Here is a 25,381-nt window from a genome sequence, read left to right on the forward strand (position 1 = left end):
TGCCGGGCAAAGTGTGGAGCGGCAGATTCCGGACGCGCGGGGGCCTTGCCCTTCGCCTTCCATTCTCCCGCATGTCCTGCCTCTTGTCCGGCTATCGTGACGCCCCGGCATCGGCGAAAGCGATAGGGCCCGCCAATATGAATTTCGTTTTGATTAAGACGTAAAGCCTATTGATTGCGTTCACTCAGCGCGTCCCGGGTCAGGGCAACCAGGGCGGTGATCTCGGGTTTGGCATTGTCGTGGCGCCAGGCTGCGACGAGTTCCGCGCGCACTTCGGGGCCGGCCAGCGGGCGGGTGGTGAGATTGCGGAAGCTCAACTGCTCGACATAGTCGGGCAGGATGCTGAAGCCGACGCCGAGCCCGACGAGTGTCAGCAGGGTCAGCACGTTTTCCACTTCCTGTATGGCCTGAAGCTCGGCCCCGTCGCGGCGGGCAAGGTCGTCGATCAACTGGGCCAGGTTGCCCGCGTGACGGCTGGCGATGCGCAGGAACGGCGTGTCGGTCAGGTCGCTGAGGGCAACCCGGTCCAGCGCGCAGGCGGGGTGGTCGATATGGAGCAGGGCGACCAGCGGTTCGCGCAGGACCACTTCGCTCGCAAACAGGCTCTCGTCCACGGGCGGCCGCATGAAGGCGATGTCGATGTCCCCGGCGAGCAAGGCCTGATGCTGTTCGAAGGTGGTGAGCGAGCGCAGCACGATCCGCGTATCGGGAAATAGCCCGCGCAGCAGGGTGAGCGACTGGGGGAAGATCTTCACTTCGGCGGCCGGAACGAAACCGATGGTCAGGCTCTGCGCCTCGCTTTCGGCGGCGCGGCGGGCCAGCGTCTTGGCCCGGTCGGCTTGCGCGAGAACGAGTCGCGCTTCGTCGAGGAAGACTTTCCCTGCTGCCGTCAGGGCGACGTTGCGCTTGTCGCGATTGAGCAGCGGAGTTCCGATTTCATATTCCAGATCACGGATTTGCTGGCTGAGCGAAGGTTGCGCCGTGCGCAGCGTCTGGGCCGCGCGGGTGAAGCTCAGGGCCTCGGCGACGGCAACGAAATAGCGGAGGTGGCGCAGTTCCATGATGGCGCGATTTATAGGTTTGAGCGATAACATGGCAACAACAATGTATTGGCTGGCCCCCATGCGTTCCGGTTAATTCCCACCTTCGAGAGAGCCGGCACGGGCCGGCCCCACAGGGGAGAGAGATGCATGACCGAGGACGATATCCGTGCGCTCGTCGATACCCGCAACGGGACTGTAAAGCCCGCGATCTACACCGACCCCGCGCTCTACGAGCTTGAGCTGGAACGTGTCTTTGCTCGCACATGGCTGTTCCTTGCGCACGAGAGCCAGATCCCCAAGGCCGGTGATTTCTTCAACACCTACATGGGCGAGGATCCCGTGCTGGTGGTGCGGCAAAAGGACGGTTCGATCGCGGCGATGATGAACCAGTGCCGCCATCGCGGCATGAAAGTCTGCCACGCCGACAGCGGCAATACCCGCGCGTTCACCTGCCCCTATCACGGCTGGGCCTATGGCGTGGACGGCGGCTTGCAGATGGTTCCGCTCGAAAAGGAAGCCTATCGCGGCAAGCTCGACAAATCGAAATGGGGTCTGGTCAAAGTGCCCCGGCTCGAAACCTACAAGGGGCTCGTTTTCGGCAACTGGGACGAAGGCGCGCCTTCGCTCGTCGATTATCTGGGCGACATGGCCTGGTATCTCGACGGTTTTCTCGACCGGCGCGAAGGCGGGACCGAAGTTGTCGGCGGCATCCACAAGTGGGTGATCGAGTGCAACTGGAAATTCGCCGCCGAACAGTTCTGTTCGGACCAGTACCACGCGCCCTATACCCATGCCTCGGCCATTCAGGTGCTGGCGCCGACGCCGCAGAACAAGACCGAAGGCAAGCCGCTCGGCGATGGACAGACGCAGCGCCCGGCCTGGGCCAATGGCCTTGGCGGCGTGCAGTTCGGCGGCAAGGGACACGGCAGCGCGTTCTTCTTCACTGAAAACGCCGATGCCAACGTCTGGGTCGGCGGTGAGGTTTCGGAATATTTCCGCGATACTTACGCCGAAGCCGAAGCGCGTCTGGGCAAAGTCCGTGCGCTGCGCCTTGCCGGCCACAACACCATGTTCCCGACGCTCTCCTGGCTCAACGGCACGCAGACCTTGCGCGTCTGGCACCCGCGCGGGCCCAACGAGATCGAAGCCTGGGTCTTTTGCATCGCGGACAAGGCCGCGCCGCCCGAAGTCAAGGAAGCCCTGAAGCGCAGCCACGCCCGAGCCTTTGGTCCGGCCGGTTTCCTTGAACAGGATGATTCGGAAAATTGGGTCGAGGTCCAGAAAGTTCTGCGCGGGCACAAGGCGCGCCAGACCGATTTCTGCATGCAGATGGGACTGGGCTTCGAGGAACGCCGCGACGACGGCATTCCGGGGGTCACCAACGGCACCTTCGCCGAAACCGCCGCGCGCGGGTTCTATCAGCACTGGGTCGAACTGATGAGCGGCAAGAGCTGGCCTGAAATCGAGGCCGCTGCCGCGCAGTGGGAGCAGGAGGTCGTCGATGCTTGAAGAACTGACCCGGATGCCGCGCGTCACGCCCGAATTGCAGCAGGACGTCGAACAGTTCCTCTATCACGAGGCGGCCTTGCTCGACGAACGGCGCTTCCGCGAATGGCTCGACTGTCTCGCTGAGGATATCGAATATACGCTCGATACCAATACGCTGGCGCAGTTCCGCGATCGCCGCAAAGGCTGGGCGCCGCCCTCGACCTATATCTTTCACGAGGACAAGTACCAGCTCGAACGCCGCGTCGCGCGGATCGAGACCGGGCAGGCCTGGGCCGACGAACCGGCGAGCCGCACGCGGCATTTCGTCACCAATGTGCGCATTCTGGCCCAGGCCGAAAACGAACGGGGCGAGGCTGAACTGGTCGTGGCCTGCAATTACCTTGCGCACCGGGCGTCGAAGTCGCGGGACCACCACAGCTATATCGGCACGCGCCGCGACACGTTGCGCCGGGTGCGGACGGCGGAGGGGGAGGACACCTTCCTCATCGCGCGGCGGCGGCTCGAACTCGACGAGTTCACGCTGATGTCGGCGAACGTCTCGATCCTTCTCTAGATCTTTTTCGGAATTACCATGACCCGATTCCATGTCTGCTCGCTGTCGGAGTTGCCCTCTGGCGAGGCGAAGCGTGTCGAAAGCGATCCTGCCGTTGCCGTCTTCAATGTCGAAGGCGAAATCTTTGCCCTTGCCGATCAATGCACCCACGGCGACGCCTCGATGGCCGACGGCTATGTCGAGGACGATTGCACCGTCGAATGCCCGCTCCATGCCGCGCGGTTCTGCCTGCGCACAGGCAAGGCGCTGAGCCAGCCCGCCTATATCGATCTCGCGACGTTCCCGGTCGCAGTCGAGGATGGGGAAATCTATGTCACGGTGGAGACGGCTGCGTGAGCCGCCTTGCCGGACAGGTCGCGCTGATCACCGGGGGCGGTTCGGGGCTGGGGCTGGCGATCCTGCGCCGTTTCGTGGCCGAAGGCGCGCGGATCGGCGTGCTGGAACGCGATGCCGGACGGGTCGAGGCGCTCAACACCGAATTTCCCGACGCGGTTGTTGCGGTTGCGGGCGACGTGCGCTCGTACGATGACAATCTCCGCGCGGTGGAGGCGGTGCTCGACCGCTTCGACCGTCTCGACTGCTTCATCGGCAATGCCGCGATCTGGGACCATGGCGCCAGCCTTGTCGATCGCAGCGGCGAGGATCTCGACAAGGGTTTCGACGAACTCTTCGCGATCAATGTCAAAGGTTACCTGCTCGGGGCGAAAGCGGCGGCCCCGGCCTTGATCGCCAGCGAAGGCTCGATCATTTTCACCCTGTCCAATTCCGCGTTCTATCCGGGCGGGGGCGGGCCGCTCTATACCGCGTCGAAACATGCCGGGGTCGGGCTGGTGCGCCAGCTTGCCTATGAACTGGCGCCCAAGGTGCGCGTCAACGCCGTCGCGCCGAGCGGGATGGCGAGCGATCTGCGCGGGGCGGCGGCTTTGGGCCAGCAGGATCAGAAGATCATGGATTCCCGTTCGCCCGACGCGATCCGCGCGATCCTGCCGCTGCAATTCTTTCCCGAGCCCGACGATTTCGTGGGTCCCTATGTCATGCTCGCCTCGCGACAGGACAACCGCACATTGTCGGGGGTGATGATCAATGCCGATTGCGGGCTCGGCATTCGCGGCATTCGCCATGTCGCAGGGGGGATGCAGCTATGACCCCGGTTGCAAGCCCGGCGACGCGCAACGTGCGCCTGATCTGTGCGTCGCATTCGCCGATGATGGAATTCATTCATCCCGATCCGGCCGTGGAACGGGCCGCGCGCGGGGCTTTTGCCGACCTTGCCCGCGAAGTGGCGGACTTTGCCCCGCAACTGATCGTGCTGTTCGCGCCCGATCATTTCAACGGCTTCTTCTATGACCTGATGCCGCCGTTCTGCCTCGGCATCCGGGCGCGCGGGGCGGGGGACTGGGACTATTCGACCGATCCGCTCGACGTGCCCGAGGACGTGGCGCTCGATCTCGTTCGCTTCGTTCAGGATCAAGGCGTCGATCTGGCCTATTCCTACCGGATGCAGGCCGATCACGGTTTCACCCAGCCGCTTGCGTTGCTGGCCGGAGATGTCGCGCGCTATCCGGTCCTGCCGATTTTCGTCAACGGCGCGGCCCATCCCGCCCCGCCGGTCCATCGCGCGATGGCGCTGGGGCGCGCGGTCGGGCGGTTCCTGGCTCAGGACGGGCGGGTCGAACGGGTGCTGATCCTGGGGTCGGGCGGGCTCAGCCACGACCCGCCGACGCCCCAGATGGGCAAGGTTCCGCCCGAGGTCGAGGAATTCCTGATCGCCGGGCGCAATCCCACGGCCGAAGCCCGGGCGCGGCGACAGGCCAATGTCCTGTCCAAGGGGGCGGCTCTGGCACGGGGTGAAGGCAAGGGGGAAACCCTGCCGCTCGACCCCGAATGGGATCGGGGGTTGATTGCCGATTTCCTTGCAGCGCGGATGGATCGCTTCGGCGCGATGACCGATGCGGAAATCTTTGCGCATGGCGGGCGCGGCGGGCACGAGATCCGTGCCTGGGTCGCAGCCTTTGCCGCGCTCGACGCGCTCGGCCCCTATCGCGGGCAGGAGCGGTTCTACCACCCGATCGACGAATGGATTGCGGGCATGGGGCTGGTTTCGGCCGCGTGCACGGCCTGACCGCCGGGAACTGGGGGGGAGAGGGGCAAGACCGGGGGACACACGGGAGAGAGGACGCCGCCGCGCGGCCCGGCAGACCGGGCGTGCAGGCCGCACCAGATCGCGCATCACGCAAGGACCAGATCGACCGGCAGCCGAGGGCTGGCCCGGGCGGGGCAGTGCATGCCCACCGACAGACCCCATGACGCGGGGCAGGTGAAAAAAGGGAGAGAAACGATGAAAAGCATCCTGACGACAGGGACAGCCGCGTTCGCGCTGGCCATGGCGCTAGGCGGCGGGGCCAGTGCCCACGCTGCCGAGCCGGAAGCGAATGCCGCCGAGCCGCAAGCCGCCGAAGCCGCGCCGAGCGTTCCCGACATCATCGTCACCGCGCAGCGGCGCAAGGAAAGCGCGCAATCCATTCCCGTCGCGATCACCGCGATCGGCAGCGAACAGATCGCCAAGACCGGCATTGTCGGCATCGACAACATCGCGACCAAAGTGCCCAATTTCTATTTCGGCAGCTTTGGCGCGGTCCGCCCGCAGCTTTACATTCGCGGCATCGGCACCCGCTCGTTCGATCCGGGTTCGGAAAGCTCGGTCGGGGTCTTTGTCGATGACGTCTATTATGGCCGCTCGTCCGGCTCGTTCGGCGCGATGAAGGACATTGAGCGGATCGAGGTCCTGCGCGGGCCGCAAGGGACGCTTTATGGCCGCAACACCATCGGCGGCGCGATCAATGTCATTACCAAGGCACCGACCGACCATTGGACCGGCGATTTCGAGGCAGGGGGTTCCAATTACAACGGTTGGAACCTGTTCGGCGCGGTCGGCGGTCCGATTGCGGGGGACAAGGTGACGGCGCGCGTTGCCGCATGGACGACCCAGCGCGACGGCTATTCGCTCAATCTGGCAACCGGCCACCGGTTCCAGGGGGTGGACAATACCGGCGGGCGGCTGCGCGTCACGCTCAAGCCCACTGATGGGCTCAAGATCGATCTTGGTGCCGATTTCATGATCGACGGCAACAAGGGGGCCTTTGCCGGGTTCAATCAGGGGACTTCGGCCAATCCCAACGCGGTCTTCTTTGCCAATCCGGCCTTTACCGCGACCCCGGCGCAATCGCTTTATGAAGGGTATCTCTCGCACGATCCGGTTCTGAGCCGTCATGCCCAGACCTATTCGGCGAAAGTTGACTACGCGCTCGAGGACCTGTCGATCACCTCGATCACGTCCTATCGCCATCTGCACAGCTATGACGGGCGCGAGCTGGAAGGTTCCTCGCTCGACGTGCTGCAACAGTTGACGCGCGAACGCTCGAACCAGCTGACGCAGGAAGTGCGCCTGACTTCCGCGCCGAGCGGCCATCTCTCGTTCGGGGGCAAGCTCGACTGGATTGTCGGCTTTTACTATTACCACGACAGCTCGAGCCGCATCGACACGTTCCCGATGGGACAGAACTGGGCCTATTATTCGGTCACCACCAGCGCGACCGATGTCGCTGGCTCGATCTATGGCGCCAATGCCTGGGCTTTCTTCGGACAGGCGGCGTGGCACATTACCGACAAGCTGACGCTGACACTGGGCGGGCGGTATTCCAATGACAAGAAATGGGCGACCCAGTCGGGCAGCAATACCAATCCGGGCCTGCCGCTGATCCCGGTGCCGTTTGCGACGACCAACCGCATCGCTTCGTCCAGCACCGATCCGCGCGTGGTGATCGATTACAAAATCAACCGCGATGTGAAGCTCTATGCCAGCTATTCGACCGGCTACAAGGGCGGCGGGTTCCAGTACATTCCGTTCTCGCTCGCCGTTGCGAATACCACGTTCCGCCCGGAAACGCTGACCGCCTATGAAGCCGGGTTCAAGAGCGACTGGTTTGGTCGTGCCCTGCGCGTCAACGGCTCGCTCTTCTGGTACGATTACAAGAACCTGCAAGTCGCGCGCATCATCGGTTCGGTCAGCTCGGCCACCGCGTTGATCGACAATGCTGCCAGTTCGACGATCAAGGGGGTGGAACTGGAAATTGTCGCCCATCCGACCGCGCACACGACGATCGGCGGTTCCTATGGCTACCTCGACGCGAAGTACGACAATTTCGTCTACAACGCTTCGACCGACTTTTCGAACACCACCATGGTACGCTCGCCCAAGCACTCGTTCAGCGTGAATGCGGAACAGACCATTCCTCTGGGCGGGAACAAGGTCCTGACTCTGCGCGCGGACTACAGCTACATGACCCGCTTCTTCCACGAACCCGGACAGGGTGAACTCGCCTATGGCGTGGGCACGCCGCTGACGGCCGAAGGCGGCTATGGCCTGCTCAATTTCCGGGCCGGGGTCGACATCGGCGCTTTGCGGATCACCGGTTTCGTCACCAATGCGACCGACACCGCCTATCGCCGCACGATCCTCTACCTGCCCAACGGGTCATCGGTCGGCTTTGCGGGCGAACCGCGCATGTACGGCGGCAGCATCGGCTATCATTTTTGAGCGTTTGATCGGAAATTCCGGCGTTGCCGGAATTTCCAGGAGTGGGCCGGTGCCGCCTTCAAAATTCGCCCTGCGAATTTTGCACCAGACTCTCATGACCACCCTTGGGGGCTCGCGCTTCGTGCGCGGGCTCCCTTTTTTATGGGCGCCTCTTGCTTGACCGGCTGCAAAGGGCGATGCGAAGGGCTATATCGGGTATTCGGCGCGGTCGTACCTCGGCCCGATAGAGATAAAGGCCCGGGAGCGTAATGGAGCAGACAGTTCAGCCCTTGACCGATGGTTTCGGGCGGCGCTTTGAATATCTGCGCCTGTCGCTGACGGACGTCTGCAATTTCCGCTGCAGCTATTGCCTGCCCGACGGCTATCGCAAGGCGAAAGGCCTGTCGGGCGATCTCTCGCTGGCGGAAATCCGCCGTTTGCTGACCGCTTTTGCCACTCTGGGCTTGTGGAAAGTGCGCCTGACCGGGGGCGAGCCGACGCTGCGCGAGGACTTCGTTGATGTCGCGCGGACGGTCGCTGCGGTTCCGGGCATCACGCGCGTGGCGATGACGACGAACGGTTACCGCCTTGTCGAACGGGCCGCGTCCTATGCCGAGGCCGGCGTTTCGGCGATCAATATCAGCATCGATTCGCTCGACGCCGCGCGGTTTGCCGACATCACCGGGCACGACCGCCTGGCCGAAGTGCTCGCCGGGGTCGAAGCCGCGCGTGCGGCAGGCTTTTCGACGATCAAGCTCAATTGCGTGCTCATGCGTGGGGTGAATGCCGACGAAGTGGGTGCGCTTGTTGATTTCGCGGCCGAGCGCGACTTGTCGCTGCGTTTCATCGAAGTCATGCGCACCAACGACAATCCCGATTTCTATGCCCAGCGCCATGTCGGGGCCGAACTCGTGACTTCGCTGCTCGACCGGCGCGGATGGTCGCGCCTGCCGCGGCGGGCGGGCGATGGTCCCGCGATCGAATACGGGCGTTCCGACGCGCGCGGACGGGTCGGGGTGATCGCGCCCTATTCGCGCGATTTCTGTGCGACCTGCAATCGCCTGCGCGTGTCTTCGCGCGGGAAGCTGCACTTGTGCCTGTTCGGGGACGCGGGGATTGACGTGCGGCCCCTGCTCGAGAGCGACGACCAGCATGACGATCTCGTCGCCCGCCTGCGCGCGCTCACCATGACCAAGGCCGCGGCGCATCACTTGCACGAAGGGAGCAGCGGCGGGACCGCCAATCTCTCGGCGATCGGGGGCTGAACCATGAGCGTTTCCGTCACGGTCGACCTTTGCGGTCGTCTGGCCGATGCCCATGGGCCGGTGCTTGATGTCGAGATCGAGGGCGAGGTTTGTACCGTGGGCGACTTGCGCCGCCGGATCGCGCAGGAATGGCCCGGCCTTGCCGACGCGATCCTGGGACCGCGCGTGCGGGCCTGTCTTGCCGAAACCATGGTCGATGATGCCGCCCCGGTGCGGGCAGGCGATCGTCCGGCCTTTTTCCCGCCGGTGTCCGGTGGCTGATCCGTTCGACGTCCGGCTTTCTTGCGAACCGCTCGACCCCATTGCCGAAATGGCCCGGTTTTCGCTTCCCTCGTCTCAGGGCGCGGAGGATGGGGCGATCGCCAGCTTCGTCGGGATATGCCGGGGCGGGGCGCATGACGGCGAACGCCTCGTCGCGCTGGTTCTCGAAATCTATCGCGGGATGACCTTGCGCTCGATGGAAGAGATCGTTGCGACCGCCCGCGAGCGTTTCGCGATAGGACGGGCTTGCGTCGTTCATCGCCACGGGCGCATTCTGCCGGGTGAGCCGATCGTGCTGGTCGCCGTAGCCGCAGCCCATCGCCGCGCCGCAATCAGTGCGATGGATTATATCATGGACCGCCTCAAATCCGACGCGGTCTTCTGGAAACGCGAAGAAACCGCACTCGGTTCGCGGTGGATCGAACCCACCGATACCGATTACAGCGACAAGGCCCGATGGTAGGGAACCGGATCTGGCCCGGAACTTTTGCCGGGAAACTTTGGCCCAGAAACTTTTGCTGGGAAACTCTGGGCGGAAAACTAGGACGAGGTGATTGGGCCCATGGCCGGAATTGATGAAAGCCTGACATTCTATCCGCTCAACATCGCCGTGCTGACGGTGTCGGACACGCGCGATCTTGCCACCGACCGTTCGGGGGCTTTGCTGATCGAGCGGCTCGAAGGGGCCGGGCACAGCCTTGCCGCCCGCGCCATCGTCAAGGACGATGTGGCCGACATCCGCGCGCAAGTGCAGGCCTGGGTCGCGGACCCGGCCGTCGATATCATCGTGTCGACCGGCGGCACCGGCTTTACCCCGCGCGACGTCACGCCCGAGGCGGTGCAGCCGCTGTTGCGCCGGACCATGGACGGTTTTTCGGTGGTGTTCCATCAGGCAAGTCTTGGCACCGTGGGCATCTCAACGATGCAATCACGCGCCTTTGCCGGACAGATCGAGGATACTTTCATCTTCTGTCTTCCCGGGTCGACCGGAGCTTGCAAGGACGGTTGGGATCTCGTGCTCGTGCATGAATTCGACAGCCGTTATCGTCCTTGCTCGATCGCGGGGCTCCTGCCTCGTCTGCGCGGACTCTGCGCCTGATGGCCCTGATCGGCTACGACGAGGCGCTGGCCCTGCTCTCGGCGGGGATCGAACCGCTCGAGGGCGAGACGATTGCCCTGGCGCAGGCGCAGGGACGCGTTCTTGCCGCGCCTGTGACTGCACGGATTTCCTTCCCGGCCGGGGATGCCTCGGCAATGGACGGGATCGCCGTGCGCGATGCTGACGTGACGCCGGGAACCGCCGTGCGCCTGATCGGTACGTCCTATGCCGGGCAGCCGTTTTCCGGCACGCTGGGCAGCGGCGAAGGGGTGCGCATCTTTACCGGGGCCTTGCTGCCCGACGGTGCGGATCGCGTCATCATGCAGGAACACGTCCGGTTCGAGGACGATCTGGCCCATGTCGGCGAAGGCTATGGGCCAGGCTGGCATGTCCGTCGTGCGGGCGAGGATTTCGGCAAGGGCGACCTGCTCCTGCCCGCCGGGTGCCTGATGGGGACGGGGCAATTGCTCTGTGCCGCCGGGGGCGATGTCGGTGAGATCATGGCGGTCCGCCGTCCGCGCGTGCGCATCCTTGCCACCGGCAGCGAACTCGTCGAACCGGGCGAAGCGGCGGCCCATGCCGCGACCATTCCTGACAGTGTTTCCCCCGCCATTGCCGCGCTGGTGTGCAACTGGGGCGGTGAAGTGGTCGATCGCACGCGGCTGCCCGACGACCTTCCCGCGCTGGCCGCCTGGGCCGGGGAAGCCCTCGCCGATGCGGACGTGATCGTGGTGACCGGCGGGGCCTCGGTCGGCGCGCGCGATTTCGCGCAGGCGATGTTCGCCGATGCGCCGCTGGAACCGGTCTTTTCCAAAGTCGCGATCAAGCCGGGCAAGCCGGTCTGGATCGCCCGCTCGGGCAAGACGCGGATCGTCGGTCTTCCCGGCAATCCCTCGTCGGCCCTCGTCACCGCGCGCCTGTTCCTTGCGCCGCTGCTCGCCGCGCTCGGTGGTCGTCCGATGGCTGTCGCGCTCGATTGGCAGGACCGCAAGGTCGAGGCCGATCCGCGACAGGACGGCGACCGCGAAGTCTTCCTGATCGCTGAAACCGTCGGCGGAACCGTCCGCCCGGTCTCGCGCCAGAACTCGGGCGGGCAGTCGCAATGGGCCCTCGCCAACTGCCTCTTGCGCAGCGCCCGCAGCCGTCAGGACAGCGACGGAACCTGGAAAGTGCCCTGCCTGCCGTTTTGAGGGCGTAACACGCAGCCACCCGTCACCCCGGGCTTGACCCGGGGTCCCGTACCGACGAGACCTGTCGATGAAGCACGAACCCGGCGGCAGGGTCTACATCATGGCCGACCGTTATCGCGGCACGATGTATGTCGGAGTGACAGCGGATCTGCCTCGCCGGATATTCCAGCATCGGCAGGGGACGGGCTCGGACTTCTGCGCCCGGTATCGCTTGCATCGTTTGGTCTGGGCCGAGCGCGGCGAGGCGATCGATGTGTGCATTGCGCATGAAAAGCGGATCAAGCAGTGGCGTCGAGAATGGAAATTCGACCTTGTCGAACGGGTCAATCCTGACTGGATCGATCTCTATGACAGTCTCGTTTGATCTACGGTTGCGCGCAAGTGAGTGGGACCCCGGGTCAAGCCTGGGGTGACGGGTGTGCGGGGCTGTGGGCTGTGCGGAACGGCGGCGGGTTACGCCGTCCAATCGCCCGACTTTCCGCCCTTCTTGGACAGGAGATGCACGTCTTCGATGGTCATGGCGCGGTCGATCGCTTTGGCCATGTCATAGATGGTGAGCAGGGCGACGGCGGTGGCGGTCATGGCTTCCATTTCGACGCCTGTGCGGCCGTTGACGCAGGCAAGTGCAGTGGCGCGGACGGCGTCGGGTTCGAAGGCGAAATCGACGGTGACCGCGTCGAGGCCGATCGGGTGGCACAACGGGATCAGTTCGCCGGTCTTCTTGGCGGCCATGATCGCGGCGATGCGGGCGGCGGCAATGACGTCGCCTTTGGGCACGTCGCCGTCGCGAATGGCGGCAAGGGCCTTGTCGCTCATGCGGATGCGTCCGGTGGCGACGGCTTCGCGCCGGGTTTCCGCCTTGTGGCCGACGTCGACCATACGGGCATTCCCGGCAGCGTCGAGGTGAGTGAGTTCGGACATGGCAGGCACCTCGGCGAGGGGAATGGGCAGGCTTTGTGAGGCAGATAGCCTTCGCCCGACTTTCCCGGCAAGGTGGAATGGTGATAGGCCCGAAGGCATGACGAAAATCCTCGGCGTGGTTCTGGCCGGCGGGCTCTCGACCCGGTTCGGCAGCGACAAGGCACAGGCGCTCTGGCGCGGGCGGAGCCTGCTCGACCATGCGCTCGATGCGCTCGCCCCCCATTGCGCGAGCCTTGCGGTCTGCGGGCGGGACTATCCGGGCGTGACGGTCCTGGCCGACCGGCCCGAACCGGGGCAGGGTCCGCTCGGGGGGCTCAATGCCGCGCTTCACCATGCGCAGGCTCATGGTTTCGACGGCGTGCTCGTGACCGGATGCGACATGCCGGTCTTCCCTGCCGCATTGGCCGCCGCGCTGGTCGGAGATGGTCCGGCCGTGCTCGAAGGTTCGCACCTTGCCGGGTGGTGGCCCGCGTCCCTCGCGCCGCTGCTCGACGCCCATCTGGCAACGGAGACGAACCGGTCCTTGCGCTGCTGGTTCGACAAGACCGCGCCCCGGCACGTGCGCGTCCCGGACTTTGCCATGCCCAACATCAATCGCCCCGAAGACCTCGACGGCATGGAAAAGGGTTAGGGTGGGATAGGCTTCAAGGTATAGGGCCGGACAACAACGAGGAGGTTGGGATGACACGCCTTTTCACGCGCCGTGACTGGCTCGCCTTTGCCGCTGTGGCGGTCGCTGGCCTTGCCGGTACGGGCGCTCATGCACAGGCAAGACCGCCGGTCGTGCTGGCCGCCGCGAGTATGCAGGAATCGCTCAACAAGGCCGCCGACGCCTGGGTCGCGCGTGGCCATCCGCGTCCGGTGCTCTCCTTTGCCGCTTCGTCGGCTCTGGCGCGGCAGATCGTCAACGGCGCGCCCGCCGATCTTTTCGTTTCCGCCGACGAAGAGTGGATGGATTATGTCGCCCATGCGCCGGGGCGTCCGGGCGGCTGGATCAAGCCGGGGACGCGTGCCAATTTCCTGACCAACGGCCTTGCCCTGATCGCTCCGGCAGGTAGTCCGGTGCGCCTCTCGATCCGGCGCGGCTTTCCGCTGGCACAGGCACTCGGCCCGAACGGGCGGCTGGCAACCGGGCAGGTCGGCGCGGTTCCTGCGGGGAAATACGCGAAAGAGGCGCTGACCAATCTGGGCGTCTGGCCTTCGGTTGCCGGGCGGATCGCCGGGGCCGAAAGCGTGCGGGCCGCGCTGGCTCTGGTGGCGCGGGGGGAGACCCCGCTCGGCATCGTCTATGCGACCGACGCGGCGGTCGAGCCCAAGGTCCGCGTGGTCGGCCTGTTCCCGCCGCAATCGCACGGGCCGATCGTCTATCCGATCGTCGGGATCGCGGGATCGACCAATCCCGAAGGCGAAGGGTTCCGCCGGTTCCTCTTGTCGCGCGAGGGGCACAAGATCTTCCTCGCCTATGGCTTCGGCCCGCGCTGAACGCATGTTGACGCCCGAAGAGTGGGACATCGTCGTGCTGTCGCTGAAAGTCAGCGCAGTGGCGATCGGGGGCGTTGCTCCGGTCGCGTTCGGTTGTGCCTGGCTCCTGGCGCGCGGGCGTTTCGTCGGCCGGGTCCTGCTTGACGCGCTGGTTCATTTGCCGCTGGTGCTGCCCCCGGTCGTGACCGGCTGGTTGCTGCTGCTGGCTTTTGGGGCGCAAGGTTTGGTCGGGCGCTGGCTCGCAGAGTTCGGCGTCTCGGTCATGTTCCGCTGGACCGGGGCGGCGCTTGCCAGCGCGGTCATGGCTTTTCCCTTGATGGTCCGGGCCATGCGCCTGTCGATCGAGGCTGTCGATCGCCGTCTTGAAAGCGCGGCGCGCACGCTGGGCGCCGGACGCCTGCGGGTCTTTGCGACGATCACTCTGCCGCTTGCCATGCCGGGCGTCTTGGCGGGCATGGTGCTGGGCTTTGCCCGCAGCCTGGGTGAATTCGGCGCGACGATCACGTTCGTGTCGAACATTCCGGGCGAGACCGAGACTCTGCCGCTCGCGATCTATTCCGCGCTGCAGATCCCGGGCAGCGAGACCGCAGTGACGCGATTGGCGCTGGTTTCGGTCGCGCTGTCGCTGATCGCGCTGCTGGTGTCGGAAGTGCTGGCGCGCAAGGTGGGGCGGACCGGTGTCATCTGAAGCCGCACCCGTATTCGACATCGACGTGACCGTTCCGCGCGGCGAGGGCATCTTGCACCTGTCTTTTGCGAGCCATGCGGCGATCACCGCTCTGGTCGGGCGGTCGGGAGCGGGCAAGACCAGCGTTCTCGACATGGTCGCGGGGCTCCTGCGCCCACAGGCCGGGCGGATCGCGGTCGCAGGCCGCGTCCTCTTCGACAGCGTCGCAGGGATCGACTTGCCTCCTGAACGGCGCGGCTGCGGCTATGTGTTTCAGGACCTGCGCCTGTTTCCGCACATGACGGTCGAGCGGAACCTCCTGTATGGTGCGCGGCGGGCCGGGAGCGAACCTTCGCTCCTGTCGCTGCTCGATGTCTGCGCGTTGCTCGGGATCGAGCCCTTGCTCGCGCGTCCGGTCCGGCGCCTGTCCGGGGGCGAGGCGCAACGGGTGGCGATCGGTCGCGCGCTGCTTTCGGGGGCGCGGTTCCTCTTGTTCGACGAACCGCTGTCCTCGCTCGATCCGGCCCGACGCGGCGAAATCATGGGTCTTATCGAACGCATTCGCGACGAGCTTGGCCTGCCGATCCTCTATGTCAGCCACGATGCCGCCGAAGTCGAACGGCTCGCCGGAAACGTGGTTCCGATAGGGTGACGGCACGCCCTTGACGCCCTCGCGACAAGGCGAGTACCCCGGGATACGCGTCGCAAGACGCGGAGGAGGGAAAGGCCGTGACCGCCAACGAGCGCATTGCCGAAATCATTGCCGACCATACCGGGCGCGAAGGTCCGCTATTGCCGATCCTGCACGATGTTCAGACGGAGTTCGGCCACGTTTCGCCCGAGGCCGAGGGGCAGATCGCGCTCGCGCTCAACCTCTCGCGCGCCGAAGTTCACGGCGTCGTCAGTTTCTATCACGATTTTCGCGAGGCTCCCGATCCGCGTCCCTGTGTCGAACTGTGTCGCGCCGAGGCATGCCAGGCGCGCGGGGTAGAGGCATTGGTCGCGGCGGCCGAGGATGCGGCGGGCAGCCGGGTGCGGCTCGCCACCGTCTATTGCCTCGGGCTGTGCAGTGTCGGCCCTTCGGCGCGTGTGGGTGAGCGGCTTCATGCCCGGCTCGACGCGGACAAACTGGTCAAGGTGATCGAGGCAGCCCGATGATCGTGCGCATTTCCGACGACAGCCTCGCGCTTGCGCTCGGGGCCGACGAACTCGCCGCAGCGTTCGAAGCGGCCGGTTGCACGGTCGAACGTACCAGCAGCTGGGGCATGCACTGGCTCGAGCCGCTGGTCGAGATCGAGGGCCAAGGCTTTGGTCCGGCCGGTCCCGACGACGTGGCCGCAATCCTGGCCGGAACAAGTCCGCTGGCGATCGGCGCCATCGAGAAGCACCCGTTCCTGCGCGGGCAGCAACGCCTGACTTTCGCCCGCGCGGGCAAGACGCGCCCGCTCAGCCTTGCCGATTATGAGGCGACCGGCGGCTGGGCCGCGCTGCGCCGGGTGCGCGGCATGACCGGGGCCGAAGTCATTGCCGAAGTGATGCAGTCGGGCCTGCGTGGACGCGGAGGCGCGGGCTTTCCCGCCGGGATCAAGTGGAAGACGGTCCACGATGCCCCCGGCACGCGCAAATATGTCGTGTGCAATGCTGATGAAGGGGACTCGGGCACTTTTGCCGACCGCATGCTGATGGAAGGCGATCCCTACCAACTGATCGAAGGGCTGGCGATTGCCGCCCATGCGGTCGGGGCGGGGCACGGCTATATCTATACCCGCAGCGAATATCCCCATGCCATTGCCAAGTTGCGCGCGGCGATCGACCTTTCGCGCGAGATCGTCGCGCCCTTCGTTCTGGAAGTGCGGGCCGGGGCCGGGGCCTATGTCTGCGGCGAGGAAACCAGCCTGCTCAATTCGATCGAGGGCAAGCGCGGCATCGTCCGGGCCAAGCCCCCGCTGCCCGCGCTCGAAGGACTGTTTGGTTGTCCGACGGTGGTCAACAATGTCCTGACCATCGCTGCGATCCCGCATATCATGGCCGAAGGAGGCGCAGCCGAATATGCCGCGCTCGGGGTGGATCGTTCGCTCGGGACCAAGCCGATCCAGCTGGCCGGGAACATCCGTCACGGCGGGCTTTACGAGACCGCCTTCGGGATCACTCTGCGCGATCTGGTCCACGCCATCGGCGGCGGAACCGCCTCGGGGCGTCCGGTCAAGGCGGTGCAGGTCGGGGGACCGCTCGGCGCCTATATTCCGCCCGAGCAGTTCGACCTGCCGTTCGATTACGAAGCCTATGCCCGCGTCGATGCCCTGATCGGACATGGCGGGGTGGTGGTGTTCGACGACACTGCCGACATGGGCGCGCTTGCACGGTTCGCGATGGAATTCTGCGCGGCGGAAAGCTGTGGCAAATGTACGCCCTGCCGCATCGGCAGCACGCGCGGGGTCGAAGTCATTGATCGCTTGCGCACGCGGGAGAAGGTGCTCGATCCGGTTGCCGCCCTGCCGCAGATGCACAATGCGCCCAAGCACGCGCGTGGCCGCGAGGCCGATGTCGATCTGCTCAAGGACTTGTGCGAGACGATGAAATTCGGGTCGCTCTGCGCGCTCGGCGGGTTCGCGCCTTATCCTGTCCTTTCCGCGCTGCGTTATTGGCCGGAAGATTTCCGGCCATGATCCCCGGCGCGCGGGTCATCCCGGCGCGACGAAGCGCCTATGACGAGGATGTTCGCGACGAAGAGCGGACGGTGCCGCTCGAAACCCCTGTCGCCATCGAAATCAACGGCATCGCCTATGCGGTGATGATGGCGACCCCGTGCGATATCGAGGATTTCGTCACCGGCTTCCTGCTGTCCGAAGGGCTGGCGCAAGTCGATGAGATCGGTCCGGTCATGGTCCATCCGGTCGAGAGCGAAGGGGGCGTCGGGGGACTTGTCGCGCGCGTCACTCTGCCGCCCGAACGGGCCGCGCCGATCATGGAACGCGCGCGGCGACGGCTGGGCGACAGTTCGTGCGGGATTTGCGGGATCGAAAGCATCGAGCTGGCCCTGCGTCCCTTGCCGCATCTTGGCCGGGCTCGTCCGATTGCGCCCGCCGCGATCCGGGTCGCGCTCGATGCCATGCGCGCGGGGCAGGTCCTGGGGCGAGCGACGGCCGCGACCCATGCCGCCGCCTTTGCCGATGCAACCGGGGCGATCGTCGCGCTGCGCGAGGATGTCGGACGCCACAATGCGCTCGACAAGGTGATCGGCGCGCTTGCTCGCACCGGGCGTGATCCGGCGAGCGGTTTCCTCCTTGTCACGTCGCGCTGTTCGTACGAACTTGTCGAAAAGGCGGTCCGCGCACGCTGCCCGCTGCTGGTCGCGATTTCCGCGCCGACCGACCTTGCCGTGCGGCGGGCGGAGGCAGCGGGACTGGCTCTCGCGGTGGTGGCGCGGGACGATACGATGCTCTGGGTTACCGGAGCACGAATGGAGATGGCCCATGACCTATGAACCTCAGGCCGATTTCGGCACTCCGGCCCGGCCCGGCGAGGCCACGGTAACCCTGACCATCGACGGGCGGCGCGTGACTGTTCCAGAAGGCACCAGCGTGATGCGTGCCGCCGCGCAAGCAGGGGGCAAGATTCCCAGCCTTTGCGCGACCGACAGTGTCGAGGCGTTCGGTTCGTGCCGCATGTGTCTGGTCGAGATCGAGGGGATGCGCGGATTGCCCGCGTCCTGCACGACGCCGGTGCGCGAGGGGCTGGTGGTTTCGACCCAGACGCCCCGGCTGGAGCGTATCCGTCGCGGGGTCATGGAACTCTATATTTCCGACCACCCGCTGGATTGCCTGACCTGCAGCGCGAACAATGATTGCGAATTGCAGGACACTGCCGCGCAAGTGGGCCTGCGCGATGTGCGCTATGGTTATGTGGGGGACAACCACCTTGCCCTGCCGACCGACGGCTCCAATCCCTATTTCGATTTCGACCCGTCCAAGTGCATCGTCTGTTCGCGTTGCGTCCGGGCCTGCGAAGAAGTGCAGGGGACGTTTGCGCTCACCATCGAGGGACGCGGGTTCGGTTCGAAAGTGTCTGCCGGGCAGCGGGGCGATGATTTCCTTGGCTCGGAATGCGTGTCCTGTGGCGCCTGTGTTCAGGCCTGCCCGACCGCGACGCTCAATGAAAAGGCGGTGAAGGAGATCGGCAAGCCCGAGCGTGCGGTCGTCACCACCTGCGCTTATTGCGGTGTCGGTTGCACATTCCGCGCGGAAATGCGCGGGGAGCAACTCGTCCGCATGGTCCCGTGGAAGGACGGGAAAGCCAATCGCGGGCACAGCTGCGTCAAGGGACGTTTTGCCTGGGGTTACGCCAATCACGCCGATCGCGTGACGCGCCCGATGATCCGCGAAACCATCGGCGAACCCTGGCGCGAAGTGGGCTGGGACGAGGCCATTGCCTTTGCTGCGGGACGTCTGCGCGCGATCCGCCAACGCCATGGCGCCCGCGCGCTGGGCGGGATCACGTCGAGCCGCTGCACCAACGAGGAAGCTTTCCTCGTGCAGAAACTGGTGCGGGGCGGGTTCGGTTCGAACAATGTCGATACCTGTGCGCGGGTCTGCCATTCGCCGACCGGCTACGGGCTTTCCAAGGCATTCGGGACGAGTGCGGGGACGCAGGATTTCGACAGTGTCGAAGAGGCCGATGTCATCCTTGTCATCGGGGCCAATCCGACCGACGGGCATCCGGTCTTTGCCAGCCGGATGAAAAAGCGGTTGCGGCAGGGCGCACGGCTGATCGTTGTCGATCCGCGTCGTACCGACCTTGTCCGTTCGCCCCATGTCGCGGCCGATTATCACCTCGCGCTGCAACCGGGGACCAATGTCGCGGTGCTGACCGCGATGGCTCATGTGATCGTGACCGAAGGGCTGGCCGACGAAGCCTTCATCCGCGAACGCTGCGACGGGGACGAATATCGCGAATGGGTGCGGTTTGTGTCTGATCCCCGTCATTCGCCCGAAACGCTCGAAGCGGTGACGCAGGTTCCGGCCGCCGACGTCCGCGCGGCGGCGCGGCTCTATGCCACCGGCGGTAATGGCGCGATCTATTATGGCCTCGGCGTGACCGAACATGCGCAAGGGTCGAGCACGGTCCTGGCGATTGCCAATCTGGCGATGGTCACCGGCAACATCGGACGGCGCGGGGTGGGGGTCAATCCCTTGCGCGGGCAGAACAATGTGCAGGGTTCGTGCGACATGGGCAGTTTCCCGCACGAATTGTCGGGCTATCGCCACATTTCCGATGCGACGACCCGCGCCCTGTTCGAAGCCGAATGGGGCGTGGCGCTTGATCCCGAACCGGGCCTGCGTATTCCCAACATGCTCGACGCTGCCGTCGAAGGATCGTTCCGTGCGATCTATATCCAGGGGGAGGACATTCTTCAGTCGGACCCGGATACCCGGCATGTCTCGGCGGGCCTTGCGGCGATGGAATGCGTGATCGTCCACGATCTCTTCCTCAACGAAACCGCCAACTACGCCCATGTCTTCCTGCCGGGCAGCACGTTCCTCGAAAAGACGGGCACGTTCACCAATGCCGAACGCCGTATCCAGATGGTGCGGCGGGTGATGGATCCGCTCAACGGCTATGAGGACTGGCAGGTCACGCAATTGCTGGCCAATGCAATGGGGCTGGGCTGGGATTACCCGGATTCCTCGGCGATCATGGACGAGATCGCCCGGCTGACGCCGTCGTTCGCCGGGGTTTCCCACGCCCGGCTGGACGCGGAAGGATCGCTGCAATGGCCGGTCAATGACAAGGCACCCGAAGGCAGCCCGATCATGCATGTCGACGGCTTCGTGCGCGGCAAGGGCAAGTTCGTCGTGACCGAATATATCCCGACCGATGAGCGTACCGGCCCGCGTTTCCCGCTCCTGCTGACGACCGGGCGCATTCTCAGCCAGTACAACGTCGGCGCGCAGACGCGGCGCACCGCCAATGTCGTCTGGCATGACGAGGACGTTCTGGAAATCCACCCGAGCGATGCTGATAACCGGGGCGTGAAGACCGGCGACTGGGTCCGGCTGGCATCGCGGGCGGGGGAAACCACCTTGCGCGCGCTGGTCACCGACCGGGTCGCGCCGGGGGTGGTCTATACGACGTTCCACCATCCGCTGACCCAGGCCAATGTCGTCACCACCGACAACAGCGACTGGGCCACCAATTGCCCCGAATACAAGGTGACGGCGGTGCAGGTCGCACCGTCCAACGGGCCGTCCGACTGGCAGCGCGACTATGCCGCGCAGGCCGATCGCGCGCGGCGCATCGCAACGGTTCCTGCGCAATGAACGCTTCTGATAAACTCGTCCGCATGGCGAACCAGATCGCCGTCAACCTTGCCGCACAAGGAGAGGCCGAGGCGATCGCCCAGACCGCCGAACATATTGCCCGGTTCTGGGAACCGCGCATGAAAGCGGGGATTTTCGCCGCCGATCAGGCGCAACTGGTGCCGATCGCGCGTGCCGCGATTGCCCGGCTGATGGAGGAAGGCAGGGCGGCCTAGCGCAGAAGCGGGTGCTTCGTTTCGGGGGTTGTGGCCGAGGCGGAACCGGTTTCCGGTTCGGCATGGGGATTGACTTCGACGCCGAAGCGTAAGCCGTCGGTCCAGCGCACGACGCCCCAGATCGCGGGGCCATCGGGCATTTCGATGGTGACCCCGGCGCCAAGCTCCGGCGCGCCGCGCGCGGCGATCGCCTGCAATCCCGTCGACGAGACGTTCTCGACCACGACATCGCACGGCGTCCCGTCGGCATGGAGCAGTCGCACACGCGCCAGCAGCTTGCGACGGCGCGGGCGCAGGACCGGTGTCGGGCGGAAGCGGGACTTGTCGACCAAAGGCATGATGCGAACGCTATCGCAGGCGACCTTGCCGCTCCGCTGGCCCAATCTAGGTAAAATTCCATAGGCGCATGATCGGGAAACGCTTCGTGGCGATGTCCTGAACGCGGCCATGCGGACAAACCCCAGTGCGCGGTTTTGCGAACCGTCAATCGGTGCTGCCTAGTTTGCAAGGATGGTCCGACTGCCCGGTCTGGCCATTTTCGCACAGGTGCAGTCGATGGCCACGCGTTTTGCCGAGGATTATCCGCTCTCTCCCGGCTCCCCGGTTTCCTCCGGCGTTTCGCATCCTGCCGGAGCCGGAACTCTTGCCGCCGGAACTCTTGCCGCCGGAACTCTTGCCAACGGAACTCTTGATGGCGTCGTCTCGACGCTCAATCATGAGATCAGCGCGCTTGCCATCGGTCTGTGCGACATTCTGGGTAATGCCGAACGGATTTCCGGCGAAAGCGAGGAAGGACGCGCCGCCGCCGAAAGCCTGAAATCGTCCGCCGCGCTCTTTACCAAGGAAACCCATGCGCTGACGGGCGAGATGCGCTCGATCGCCGGGACCATGTCGGACGCTGCGGCAGGGCTCGATACCACCAACGAGACGATCCGCACCGCTCTCGACAAGACCCGGTTGCTGACGACCGCCGTTCGCGATGCCGCCACGCTGCTCACCAATCTTCAGGCTTCGCTGGCGCAGGCGTCCAAGATTTCCAACGACATCCGCTCGATTGCGATGCAGACCAACATGCTCGCGCTCAATGCCGCGATCGAGGCCGCGAGGGCGGGTGAGGCGGGCAAGGGCTTTGCTGTCGTCGCGCATGAAGTGCGCCTGCTTGCCAACAAGACCCAGAACGCGACGCAGGAAATCGACAATGCGCTGGAGAGCGTGACCTCGTCGGCGCGGCAGCTGATCGCGCGAGGCGAAGAAAACATCAAGGTCGCGGGCGAAGTGCAGTCCGACACCGGTGCGATCATTGATTTGACCGCGTCGGCGGCATCGAACCTTCACCGCATTCGCGAACGTTCGGACGAGATCATTGCCGTGACCAGCCGTCACGAACAGGCTTTTTCAGGCCTGACTGCCGACATCACGCAAGTCAGCAATGCACTGATCTCGACCGCATCGGAAGTCGGACAGGCTTCGGGCAGTCTTGCTGAAATCAGTGATGTCGCCGAATCCGTGCTGTGGACGCTTGCTCGCACCGAAATCGCGACGGGCGACACGCCGATCATCGCCGAGACACGCCGCGTGGCCCGCGAGATCGAGGCGCTTTTCGCCGCTGCCGTCGAGCGCGGCGAAATCGGGATCGAGGATCTGTTCGACGATCGCTACCAGCCGATTTCCGGGTCCAATCCGGCCCAGTTCATGGCCCGGCACACCGGCTTTACCGATCGTGTCCTTCCCGCATTGCAGGAGCCGCTGCTCGATCTGGACCGGCGAGTCATCTTTGCCTGCGTCACCGATCGCAACGGCTATATCGCCACGCACAATCGCCGCTTTTCCCAGCCGCAGACGAATGACCCGGTGTGGAATGCCGCCAATTGTCGCAATCGGCGCGTCTTTTCCGACCGGGTGGGCCTGGCCGCGGCCCGCAATCTCGAGCCGTTCCTCCTGCAGATCTATCGCCGCGACATGGGCGGTGGGCACTTTGCGCTGATGAAGCATATTTCCTGCCCGATCACCGTGCAGGGGCGCCACTGGGGCGGCCTGCGCTGCGCATTTTCGGCTTGATGGGTTTCGGATAAAGGCGTCGCCCTGCATGGTGCGACATGCCAATGGCCCCGGTAGTTCTGCGAAAGGGAATGCCATGGGCCCGCAAGTCATGACTGTGTTCGGCGATGCCGGAATGCCCGAACGGGTCGATACGGTCATTGTCGGGGGCGGGATCATCGGTGTCAGTGCGGCCCTGTGCCTTGCCGAAGCGGGACAGTCGGTCGCGGTCGTCGAAAAGGGGCACATCGCGGGCGAGCAGTCCAGCCGCAACTGGGGCTGGTGCCGACAGGCCATGCGCGACCCGCGCGAAATGGACCTTGCGCGCGAGGCCTTGAACCTGTGGCGGGGCATGAACGCGCGGGTCGGGGGCGACACCGGGTTCACGACATGCGGCACGCTCTATGCCGCGCGCGACGAGGCAAGCCTTGCCCGCTATCGCCGCTGGACGGCCCATGCGGCAGGCGCCGGGATCGCGGCCGAAGTGATCGAAGGGGCTGCCGTGCGGGCGCTCTTGCCCGGCGACATCGATCCGCCCCGGCGCGGCCTTTATTGTCCGGGCGACGGTCGGGCCGAACCGCAACGGGCGGTGCCGCTGATGGCCGAGGCCGCGCGACGGCTGGGCGCGCATATTCTGACCGATTGTGCCGCGCGCGGGGTCGATGTCGCGGGCGGGCGGGTCGTGGGCGTTGTCACCGAACGCGGCACGATCCGGGCCGGTCGCGTGATTGTTGCGGGCGGGGTGTGGACGCGGCGTATCCTGTCCGATCTTGGCATCGCGCTGCCGCAATTGCCGGTGCGCGCGACGGTTGCCCGGACCCAGCCCGGTTTTGCGGACGGGGTCAGGCAAGGGCCGCTGCCCGATTTCCTCGATGGCGTGTTCGGGGTGCGGCGGCGGGCCGATGGCGGCTTTACCGTTGCCAATGCCTATATCAACTCGGTCCCGGTGATCCCGGCCTCGTTCCGGCATTTCCGCGCCTATTGGCACTTGCTGCGGATGGAATGGCGCCATGTCCGGTTCCGGCTGGGCGAGGATTTCTGGCGCGAATGGCGCGACGGCGGTCCGGTCCCGTTCGACCGGGTATCGCCCTATGAACGCGTGCGCGTGCTCGATCCCCGGCCCGACCGCGCTTATGCCGAGGCCTCGCTCAAGGCGCTCAAGGAACGCTACCCGGCGCTTGGCGGTCTGCGACTGGCGCAAGTCTGGGGCGGGATGATCGATGCCACTCCCGATACGGTGCCGGTGATCGCGCCGGTTGCCACCATCGACGGACTGGTCGTGGCGACCGGGTTTTCCGGGCATGGCTTTGGCGTCGGTCCGGCCGGGGGGCAGCTCGCTGCCGATCTCGTGCTCGGGCGCAAGCCGCTGGTCGATCCGACGCCGTTCCGGCTGGAACGCTATTTCGACGGAACCATGCCGCCGCCCGTCTATGGCGTCTGAGCGCTGCGCAAGGCGCGCTGCATCCGGGCAGGGGGCGTGCCGGTCAGGCGGCCGAACATGGTCGTGAACGCCGCCGCGCTCTGATACCCGAGGTCGAAGGCGATCCGCGTCACCGGTTCGCCGCGCGCGAGCCGTTCCACGGCGAGATTGATCCGCAGGTGATCGCGCCAGCGGGAAAAGCTCATGCCGGTTTCGGCGCGGAACAGGCGGGCAAGCGTGCGGGGACTGGCCCCGCAGGTCGTGGCGAGCGCCTCGACGCCGAGCGGGCAATCCGGTTCGTCGATCAGGCGGCGCATGACGACGGCAAGGCGCGGATCGCGACCGAGCGGGACGTGAAGTGCAGGCCCCGCCATCGGGCGCGCCACTTCCCGCTGCATCAGCGCGATCAGCGGACTCTCTGCGGGATCGCCGGGGGCAAGCCGTGTCGCCTCGAGAGCAAGTTCGCGCAGGAGCGGGCTGACTTCGATGATACCCCCGATGGCAGGAAACCCGGCACAGGCAGGCGGAGGCACCAGCACTTGGACGATGGCGGAAGCTTCGCCGTAATGACCTGCATGAGGCTCTTCCGGCGGAGTCCAGATGCCGCGACCGGGCGGGGCGAGCCAGCGCGCCGTGGGCGTGACGATGGTCATGGTCCCGGTCAGGGGGATGCCCAGTTGTCCCTGCGCATGGCGGTGTTCGGGCAGCACGGCCCCGGCCGGATGGGCGCGGTTATGGGCGACGAGGTGTCTGGCGGAATGGGGCAAGGGATTGGCGGAATCACGAAAGAATGGAGCTTGGATTTGGTTTAACTGCCATTCCCGTC

Annotated in this window: 27 protein-coding genes; 23 read left to right on the forward strand and 4 right to left on the reverse strand. The window is 65.4% G+C overall.

Going from position 1 to position 25,381, the window contains the following annotated elements; genetic code table 11:
- Positions 1-167: 167 nt before the first annotated feature.
- Positions 168-1,061, reverse strand: a complete 894-nt coding sequence (locus Y88_RS13985; protein WP_008070357.1) for a LysR substrate-binding domain-containing protein — start codon at positions 1,059-1,061, stop codon at positions 168-170.
- Positions 1,062-1,190: 129 nt separating this feature from the next.
- Between Y88_RS13985 and hcaE the strand changes: the two genes are divergently transcribed.
- The 12 genes from hcaE to Y88_RS14045 all read left to right on the forward strand — a co-directional run bounded on the left by hcaE (position 1,191) and on the right by Y88_RS14045 (position 11,860).
- Entirely contained in the window at positions 1,191-2,552 is a 1,362-nt protein-coding gene (hcaE, locus tag Y88_RS13990) for a 3-phenylpropionate/cinnamic acid dioxygenase subunit alpha (RefSeq protein WP_008070358.1), read from the forward strand.
- The gene (hcaF, locus tag Y88_RS13995; protein ID WP_018076107.1) at positions 2,545-3,105 is read left to right on the forward strand and encodes a 3-phenylpropionate/cinnamic acid dioxygenase subunit beta; all 561 of its coding nucleotides are present in this window, start codon (positions 2,545-2,547) and stop codon (positions 3,103-3,105) included. Before hcaE ends, hcaF begins: the two co-directional genes overlap by 8 nt.
- An 18-nt stretch (positions 3,106-3,123) precedes the next feature.
- Positions 3,124-3,441 (forward strand): 3-phenylpropionate/cinnamic acid dioxygenase ferredoxin subunit, encoded by a 318-nt coding sequence (hcaC, locus tag Y88_RS14000; protein ID WP_008070362.1) that lies wholly within the window; start codon positions 3,124-3,126, stop codon positions 3,439-3,441.
- Entirely contained in the window at positions 3,438-4,250 is an 813-nt protein-coding gene (gene hcaB / locus Y88_RS14005; protein WP_008070364.1) for a 3-phenylpropionate-dihydrodiol/cinnamic acid-dihydrodiol dehydrogenase, read from the forward strand. Before hcaC ends, hcaB begins: the two co-directional genes overlap by 4 nt.
- A complete protein-coding gene (locus Y88_RS14010; RefSeq protein ID WP_008070366.1) occupies positions 4,247-5,227 on the forward strand; it encodes a 3-carboxyethylcatechol 2,3-dioxygenase in 981 nt (326 codons plus the stop codon). The genes hcaB and Y88_RS14010 overlap by 4 nt, the downstream gene beginning before the upstream one ends.
- 216 nt (positions 5,228-5,443) lie before the next feature.
- The gene (locus Y88_RS14015; RefSeq protein ID WP_018076108.1) at positions 5,444-7,702 is read left to right on the forward strand and encodes a TonB-dependent receptor; all 2,259 of its coding nucleotides are present in this window, start codon (positions 5,444-5,446) and stop codon (positions 7,700-7,702) included.
- A 248-nt stretch (positions 7,703-7,950) separates the two neighbouring features.
- On the forward strand, positions 7,951-8,946 hold the full coding sequence (gene moaA, locus Y88_RS14020) for a GTP 3',8-cyclase MoaA (RefSeq protein ID WP_008070369.1): 996 nt from the start codon (positions 7,951-7,953) through the stop codon (positions 8,944-8,946).
- Between the two features lie 3 nt (positions 8,947-8,949).
- Positions 8,950-9,207 carry a MoaD/ThiS family protein gene (locus Y88_RS14025; protein WP_008070371.1) on the forward strand — a complete coding sequence of 86 codons (258 nt, stop codon included), beginning with the start codon at positions 8,950-8,952 and terminating at the stop codon, positions 9,205-9,207.
- A complete protein-coding gene (locus tag Y88_RS14030; RefSeq protein WP_008070373.1) occupies positions 9,200-9,670 on the forward strand; it encodes a molybdenum cofactor biosynthesis protein MoaE in 471 nt (156 codons plus the stop codon). The genes Y88_RS14025 and Y88_RS14030 overlap by 8 nt, the downstream gene beginning before the upstream one ends.
- A gap of 99 nt (positions 9,671-9,769) precedes the next feature.
- Positions 9,770-10,306 carry a molybdenum cofactor biosynthesis protein B gene (moaB, locus tag Y88_RS14035; protein WP_008070374.1) on the forward strand — a complete coding sequence of 179 codons (537 nt, stop codon included), beginning with the start codon at positions 9,770-9,772 and terminating at the stop codon, positions 10,304-10,306.
- On the forward strand, positions 10,258-11,496 hold the full coding sequence (locus Y88_RS14040) for a molybdopterin molybdotransferase MoeA (RefSeq protein ID WP_018076110.1): 1,239 nt from the start codon (positions 10,258-10,260) through the stop codon (positions 11,494-11,496). The genes moaB and Y88_RS14040 overlap by 49 nt, the downstream gene beginning before the upstream one ends.
- Before the next feature lie 67 nt (positions 11,497-11,563).
- On the forward strand, positions 11,564-11,860 hold the full coding sequence (locus Y88_RS14045; protein ID WP_008070378.1) for a GIY-YIG nuclease family protein: 297 nt from the start codon (positions 11,564-11,566) through the stop codon (positions 11,858-11,860).
- An 89-nt stretch (positions 11,861-11,949) separates the two neighbouring features.
- Here Y88_RS14045 and moaC read toward each other — a convergent pair whose 3' ends face one another.
- Positions 11,950-12,417 carry a cyclic pyranopterin monophosphate synthase MoaC gene (moaC, locus tag Y88_RS14050; RefSeq protein ID WP_008070380.1) on the reverse strand — a complete coding sequence of 156 codons (468 nt, stop codon included), beginning with the start codon at positions 12,415-12,417 and terminating at the stop codon, positions 11,950-11,952.
- Positions 12,418-12,514: 97 nt separating this feature from the next.
- On the opposite strand from moaC, the gene mobA reads away from it, so the two are divergent.
- The 9 genes from mobA to Y88_RS14095 all read left to right on the forward strand — a co-directional run bounded on the left by mobA (position 12,515) and on the right by Y88_RS14095 (position 21,098).
- Positions 12,515-13,048 carry a molybdenum cofactor guanylyltransferase gene (gene mobA / locus Y88_RS14055; RefSeq protein WP_008070382.1) on the forward strand — a complete coding sequence of 178 codons (534 nt, stop codon included), beginning with the start codon at positions 12,515-12,517 and terminating at the stop codon, positions 13,046-13,048.
- Positions 13,049-13,098: 50 nt separating this feature from the next.
- Complete coding sequence (modA, locus tag Y88_RS14060) at positions 13,099-13,899, forward strand: molybdate ABC transporter substrate-binding protein (RefSeq protein ID WP_008070388.1); 801 nt, start codon at positions 13,099-13,101, stop codon at positions 13,897-13,899.
- Positions 13,880-14,587, forward strand: coding sequence for a molybdate ABC transporter permease subunit (gene modB / locus Y88_RS14065; RefSeq protein ID WP_008070389.1), 708 nt, complete (start codon positions 13,880-13,882; stop codon positions 14,585-14,587). The genes modA and modB overlap by 20 nt, the downstream gene beginning before the upstream one ends.
- Positions 14,577-15,218, forward strand: coding sequence for an ATP-binding cassette domain-containing protein (locus Y88_RS14070; RefSeq protein WP_008070392.1), 642 nt, complete (start codon positions 14,577-14,579; stop codon positions 15,216-15,218). Before modB ends, Y88_RS14070 begins: the two co-directional genes overlap by 11 nt.
- Positions 15,219-15,295: 77 nt before the next feature.
- The gene (locus Y88_RS14075; RefSeq protein WP_008070394.1) at positions 15,296-15,724 is read left to right on the forward strand and encodes an NADH-quinone oxidoreductase subunit E; all 429 of its coding nucleotides are present in this window, start codon (positions 15,296-15,298) and stop codon (positions 15,722-15,724) included.
- Positions 15,721-17,232 carry an NADH-ubiquinone oxidoreductase-F iron-sulfur binding region domain-containing protein gene (locus Y88_RS14080; RefSeq protein WP_008070396.1) on the forward strand — a complete coding sequence of 504 codons (1,512 nt, stop codon included), beginning with the start codon at positions 15,721-15,723 and terminating at the stop codon, positions 17,230-17,232. The genes Y88_RS14075 and Y88_RS14080 overlap by 4 nt, the downstream gene beginning before the upstream one ends.
- Positions 17,229-18,050, forward strand: a complete 822-nt coding sequence (gene fdhD, locus Y88_RS14085; RefSeq protein ID WP_008070401.1) for a formate dehydrogenase accessory sulfurtransferase FdhD — start codon at positions 17,229-17,231, stop codon at positions 18,048-18,050. The genes Y88_RS14080 and fdhD overlap by 4 nt, the downstream gene beginning before the upstream one ends.
- Positions 18,040-20,883 carry a formate dehydrogenase subunit alpha gene (gene fdhF, locus Y88_RS14090; protein ID WP_008070403.1) on the forward strand — a complete coding sequence of 948 codons (2,844 nt, stop codon included), beginning with the start codon at positions 18,040-18,042 and terminating at the stop codon, positions 20,881-20,883. Before fdhD ends, fdhF begins: the two co-directional genes overlap by 11 nt.
- Positions 20,880-21,098 carry a formate dehydrogenase subunit delta gene (locus Y88_RS14095; protein WP_026167079.1) on the forward strand — a complete coding sequence of 73 codons (219 nt, stop codon included), beginning with the start codon at positions 20,880-20,882 and terminating at the stop codon, positions 21,096-21,098. The genes fdhF and Y88_RS14095 overlap by 4 nt, the downstream gene beginning before the upstream one ends.
- Here the strand turns inward: Y88_RS14095 and Y88_RS14100 are convergent.
- Complete coding sequence (locus Y88_RS14100; RefSeq protein WP_008070407.1) at positions 21,095-21,436, reverse strand: hypothetical protein; 342 nt, start codon at positions 21,434-21,436, stop codon at positions 21,095-21,097. The two genes, Y88_RS14095 and Y88_RS14100, sit on opposite strands and share 4 nt — an antisense overlap.
- Positions 21,437-21,608: 172 nt before the next feature.
- On the opposite strand from Y88_RS14100, the gene Y88_RS14105 reads away from it, so the two are divergent.
- Together Y88_RS14105 and Y88_RS14110 are read left to right on the forward strand one after the other, a co-directional pair.
- Positions 21,609-23,156: a methyl-accepting chemotaxis protein gene (locus Y88_RS14105; protein WP_008070408.1), complete on the forward strand. Its 1,548-nt coding sequence runs from the start codon at positions 21,609-21,611 to the stop codon at positions 23,154-23,156.
- 91 nt (positions 23,157-23,247) lie between these two features.
- Entirely contained in the window at positions 23,248-24,576 is a 1,329-nt protein-coding gene (locus Y88_RS14110; protein ID WP_232281076.1) for an NAD(P)/FAD-dependent oxidoreductase, read from the forward strand.
- Here the strand turns inward: Y88_RS14110 and Y88_RS14115 are convergent.
- Positions 24,564-25,322 carry a helix-turn-helix domain-containing protein gene (locus tag Y88_RS14115; protein WP_232281077.1) on the reverse strand — a complete coding sequence of 253 codons (759 nt, stop codon included), beginning with the start codon at positions 25,320-25,322 and terminating at the stop codon, positions 24,564-24,566. The genes Y88_RS14110 and Y88_RS14115 overlap by 13 nt on opposite strands.
- Positions 25,323-25,381 lie beyond the last annotated feature (59 nt).

This window comes from Novosphingobium nitrogenifigens DSM 19370, from assembly GCF_000192575.1.
Taxonomy (GTDB): domain Bacteria; phylum Pseudomonadota; class Alphaproteobacteria; order Sphingomonadales; family Sphingomonadaceae; genus Novosphingobium; species Novosphingobium nitrogenifigens.

Coding starts and splice junctions, on each gene's coding strand:
- Y88_RS14110 (WP_232281076.1), top strand. CDS start 23,248: ATGACTGTGTTCGGCGATGCCGGAATGCCCGAACGGGTCGATACGGTC.
- Y88_RS14100 (WP_008070407.1), bottom strand. CDS start 21,436: ATGCCTTTGGTCGACAAGTCCCGCTTCCGCCCGACACCGGTCCTGCGC.
- modA (WP_008070388.1), top strand. CDS start 13,099: ATGACACGCCTTTTCACGCGCCGTGACTGGCTCGCCTTTGCCGCTGTG.
- hcaF (WP_018076107.1), top strand. CDS start 2,545: ATGCTTGAAGAACTGACCCGGATGCCGCGCGTCACGCCCGAATTGCAG.
- Y88_RS13985 (WP_008070357.1), bottom strand. CDS start 1,061: ATGGAACTGCGCCACCTCCGCTATTTCGTTGCCGTCGCCGAGGCCCTG.
- mobA (WP_008070382.1), top strand. CDS start 12,515: ATGACGAAAATCCTCGGCGTGGTTCTGGCCGGCGGGCTCTCGACCCGG.
- hcaE (WP_008070358.1), top strand. CDS start 1,191: ATGACCGAGGACGATATCCGTGCGCTCGTCGATACCCGCAACGGGACT.
- Y88_RS14010 (WP_008070366.1), top strand. CDS start 4,247: ATGACCCCGGTTGCAAGCCCGGCGACGCGCAACGTGCGCCTGATCTGT.
- Y88_RS14015 (WP_018076108.1), top strand. CDS start 5,444: ATGAAAAGCATCCTGACGACAGGGACAGCCGCGTTCGCGCTGGCCATG.
- moaB (WP_008070374.1), top strand. CDS start 9,770: ATGGCCGGAATTGATGAAAGCCTGACATTCTATCCGCTCAACATCGCC.
- hcaC (WP_008070362.1), top strand. CDS start 3,124: ATGACCCGATTCCATGTCTGCTCGCTGTCGGAGTTGCCCTCTGGCGAG.
- Y88_RS14025 (WP_008070371.1), top strand. CDS start 8,950: ATGAGCGTTTCCGTCACGGTCGACCTTTGCGGTCGTCTGGCCGATGCC.
- Y88_RS14095 (WP_026167079.1), top strand. CDS start 20,880: ATGAACGCTTCTGATAAACTCGTCCGCATGGCGAACCAGATCGCCGTC.
- Y88_RS14045 (WP_008070378.1), top strand. CDS start 11,564: ATGAAGCACGAACCCGGCGGCAGGGTCTACATCATGGCCGACCGTTAT.
- moaC (WP_008070380.1), bottom strand. CDS start 12,417: ATGTCCGAACTCACTCACCTCGACGCTGCCGGGAATGCCCGTATGGTC.
- fdhF (WP_008070403.1), top strand. CDS start 18,040: ATGACCTATGAACCTCAGGCCGATTTCGGCACTCCGGCCCGGCCCGGC.
- Y88_RS14080 (WP_008070396.1), top strand. CDS start 15,721: ATGATCGTGCGCATTTCCGACGACAGCCTCGCGCTTGCGCTCGGGGCC.
- fdhD (WP_008070401.1), top strand. CDS start 17,229: ATGATCCCCGGCGCGCGGGTCATCCCGGCGCGACGAAGCGCCTATGAC.
- Y88_RS14105 (WP_008070408.1), top strand. CDS start 21,609: ATGGTCCGACTGCCCGGTCTGGCCATTTTCGCACAGGTGCAGTCGATG.
- moaA (WP_008070369.1), top strand. CDS start 7,951: ATGGAGCAGACAGTTCAGCCCTTGACCGATGGTTTCGGGCGGCGCTTT.
- modB (WP_008070389.1), top strand. CDS start 13,880: ATGGCTTCGGCCCGCGCTGAACGCATGTTGACGCCCGAAGAGTGGGAC.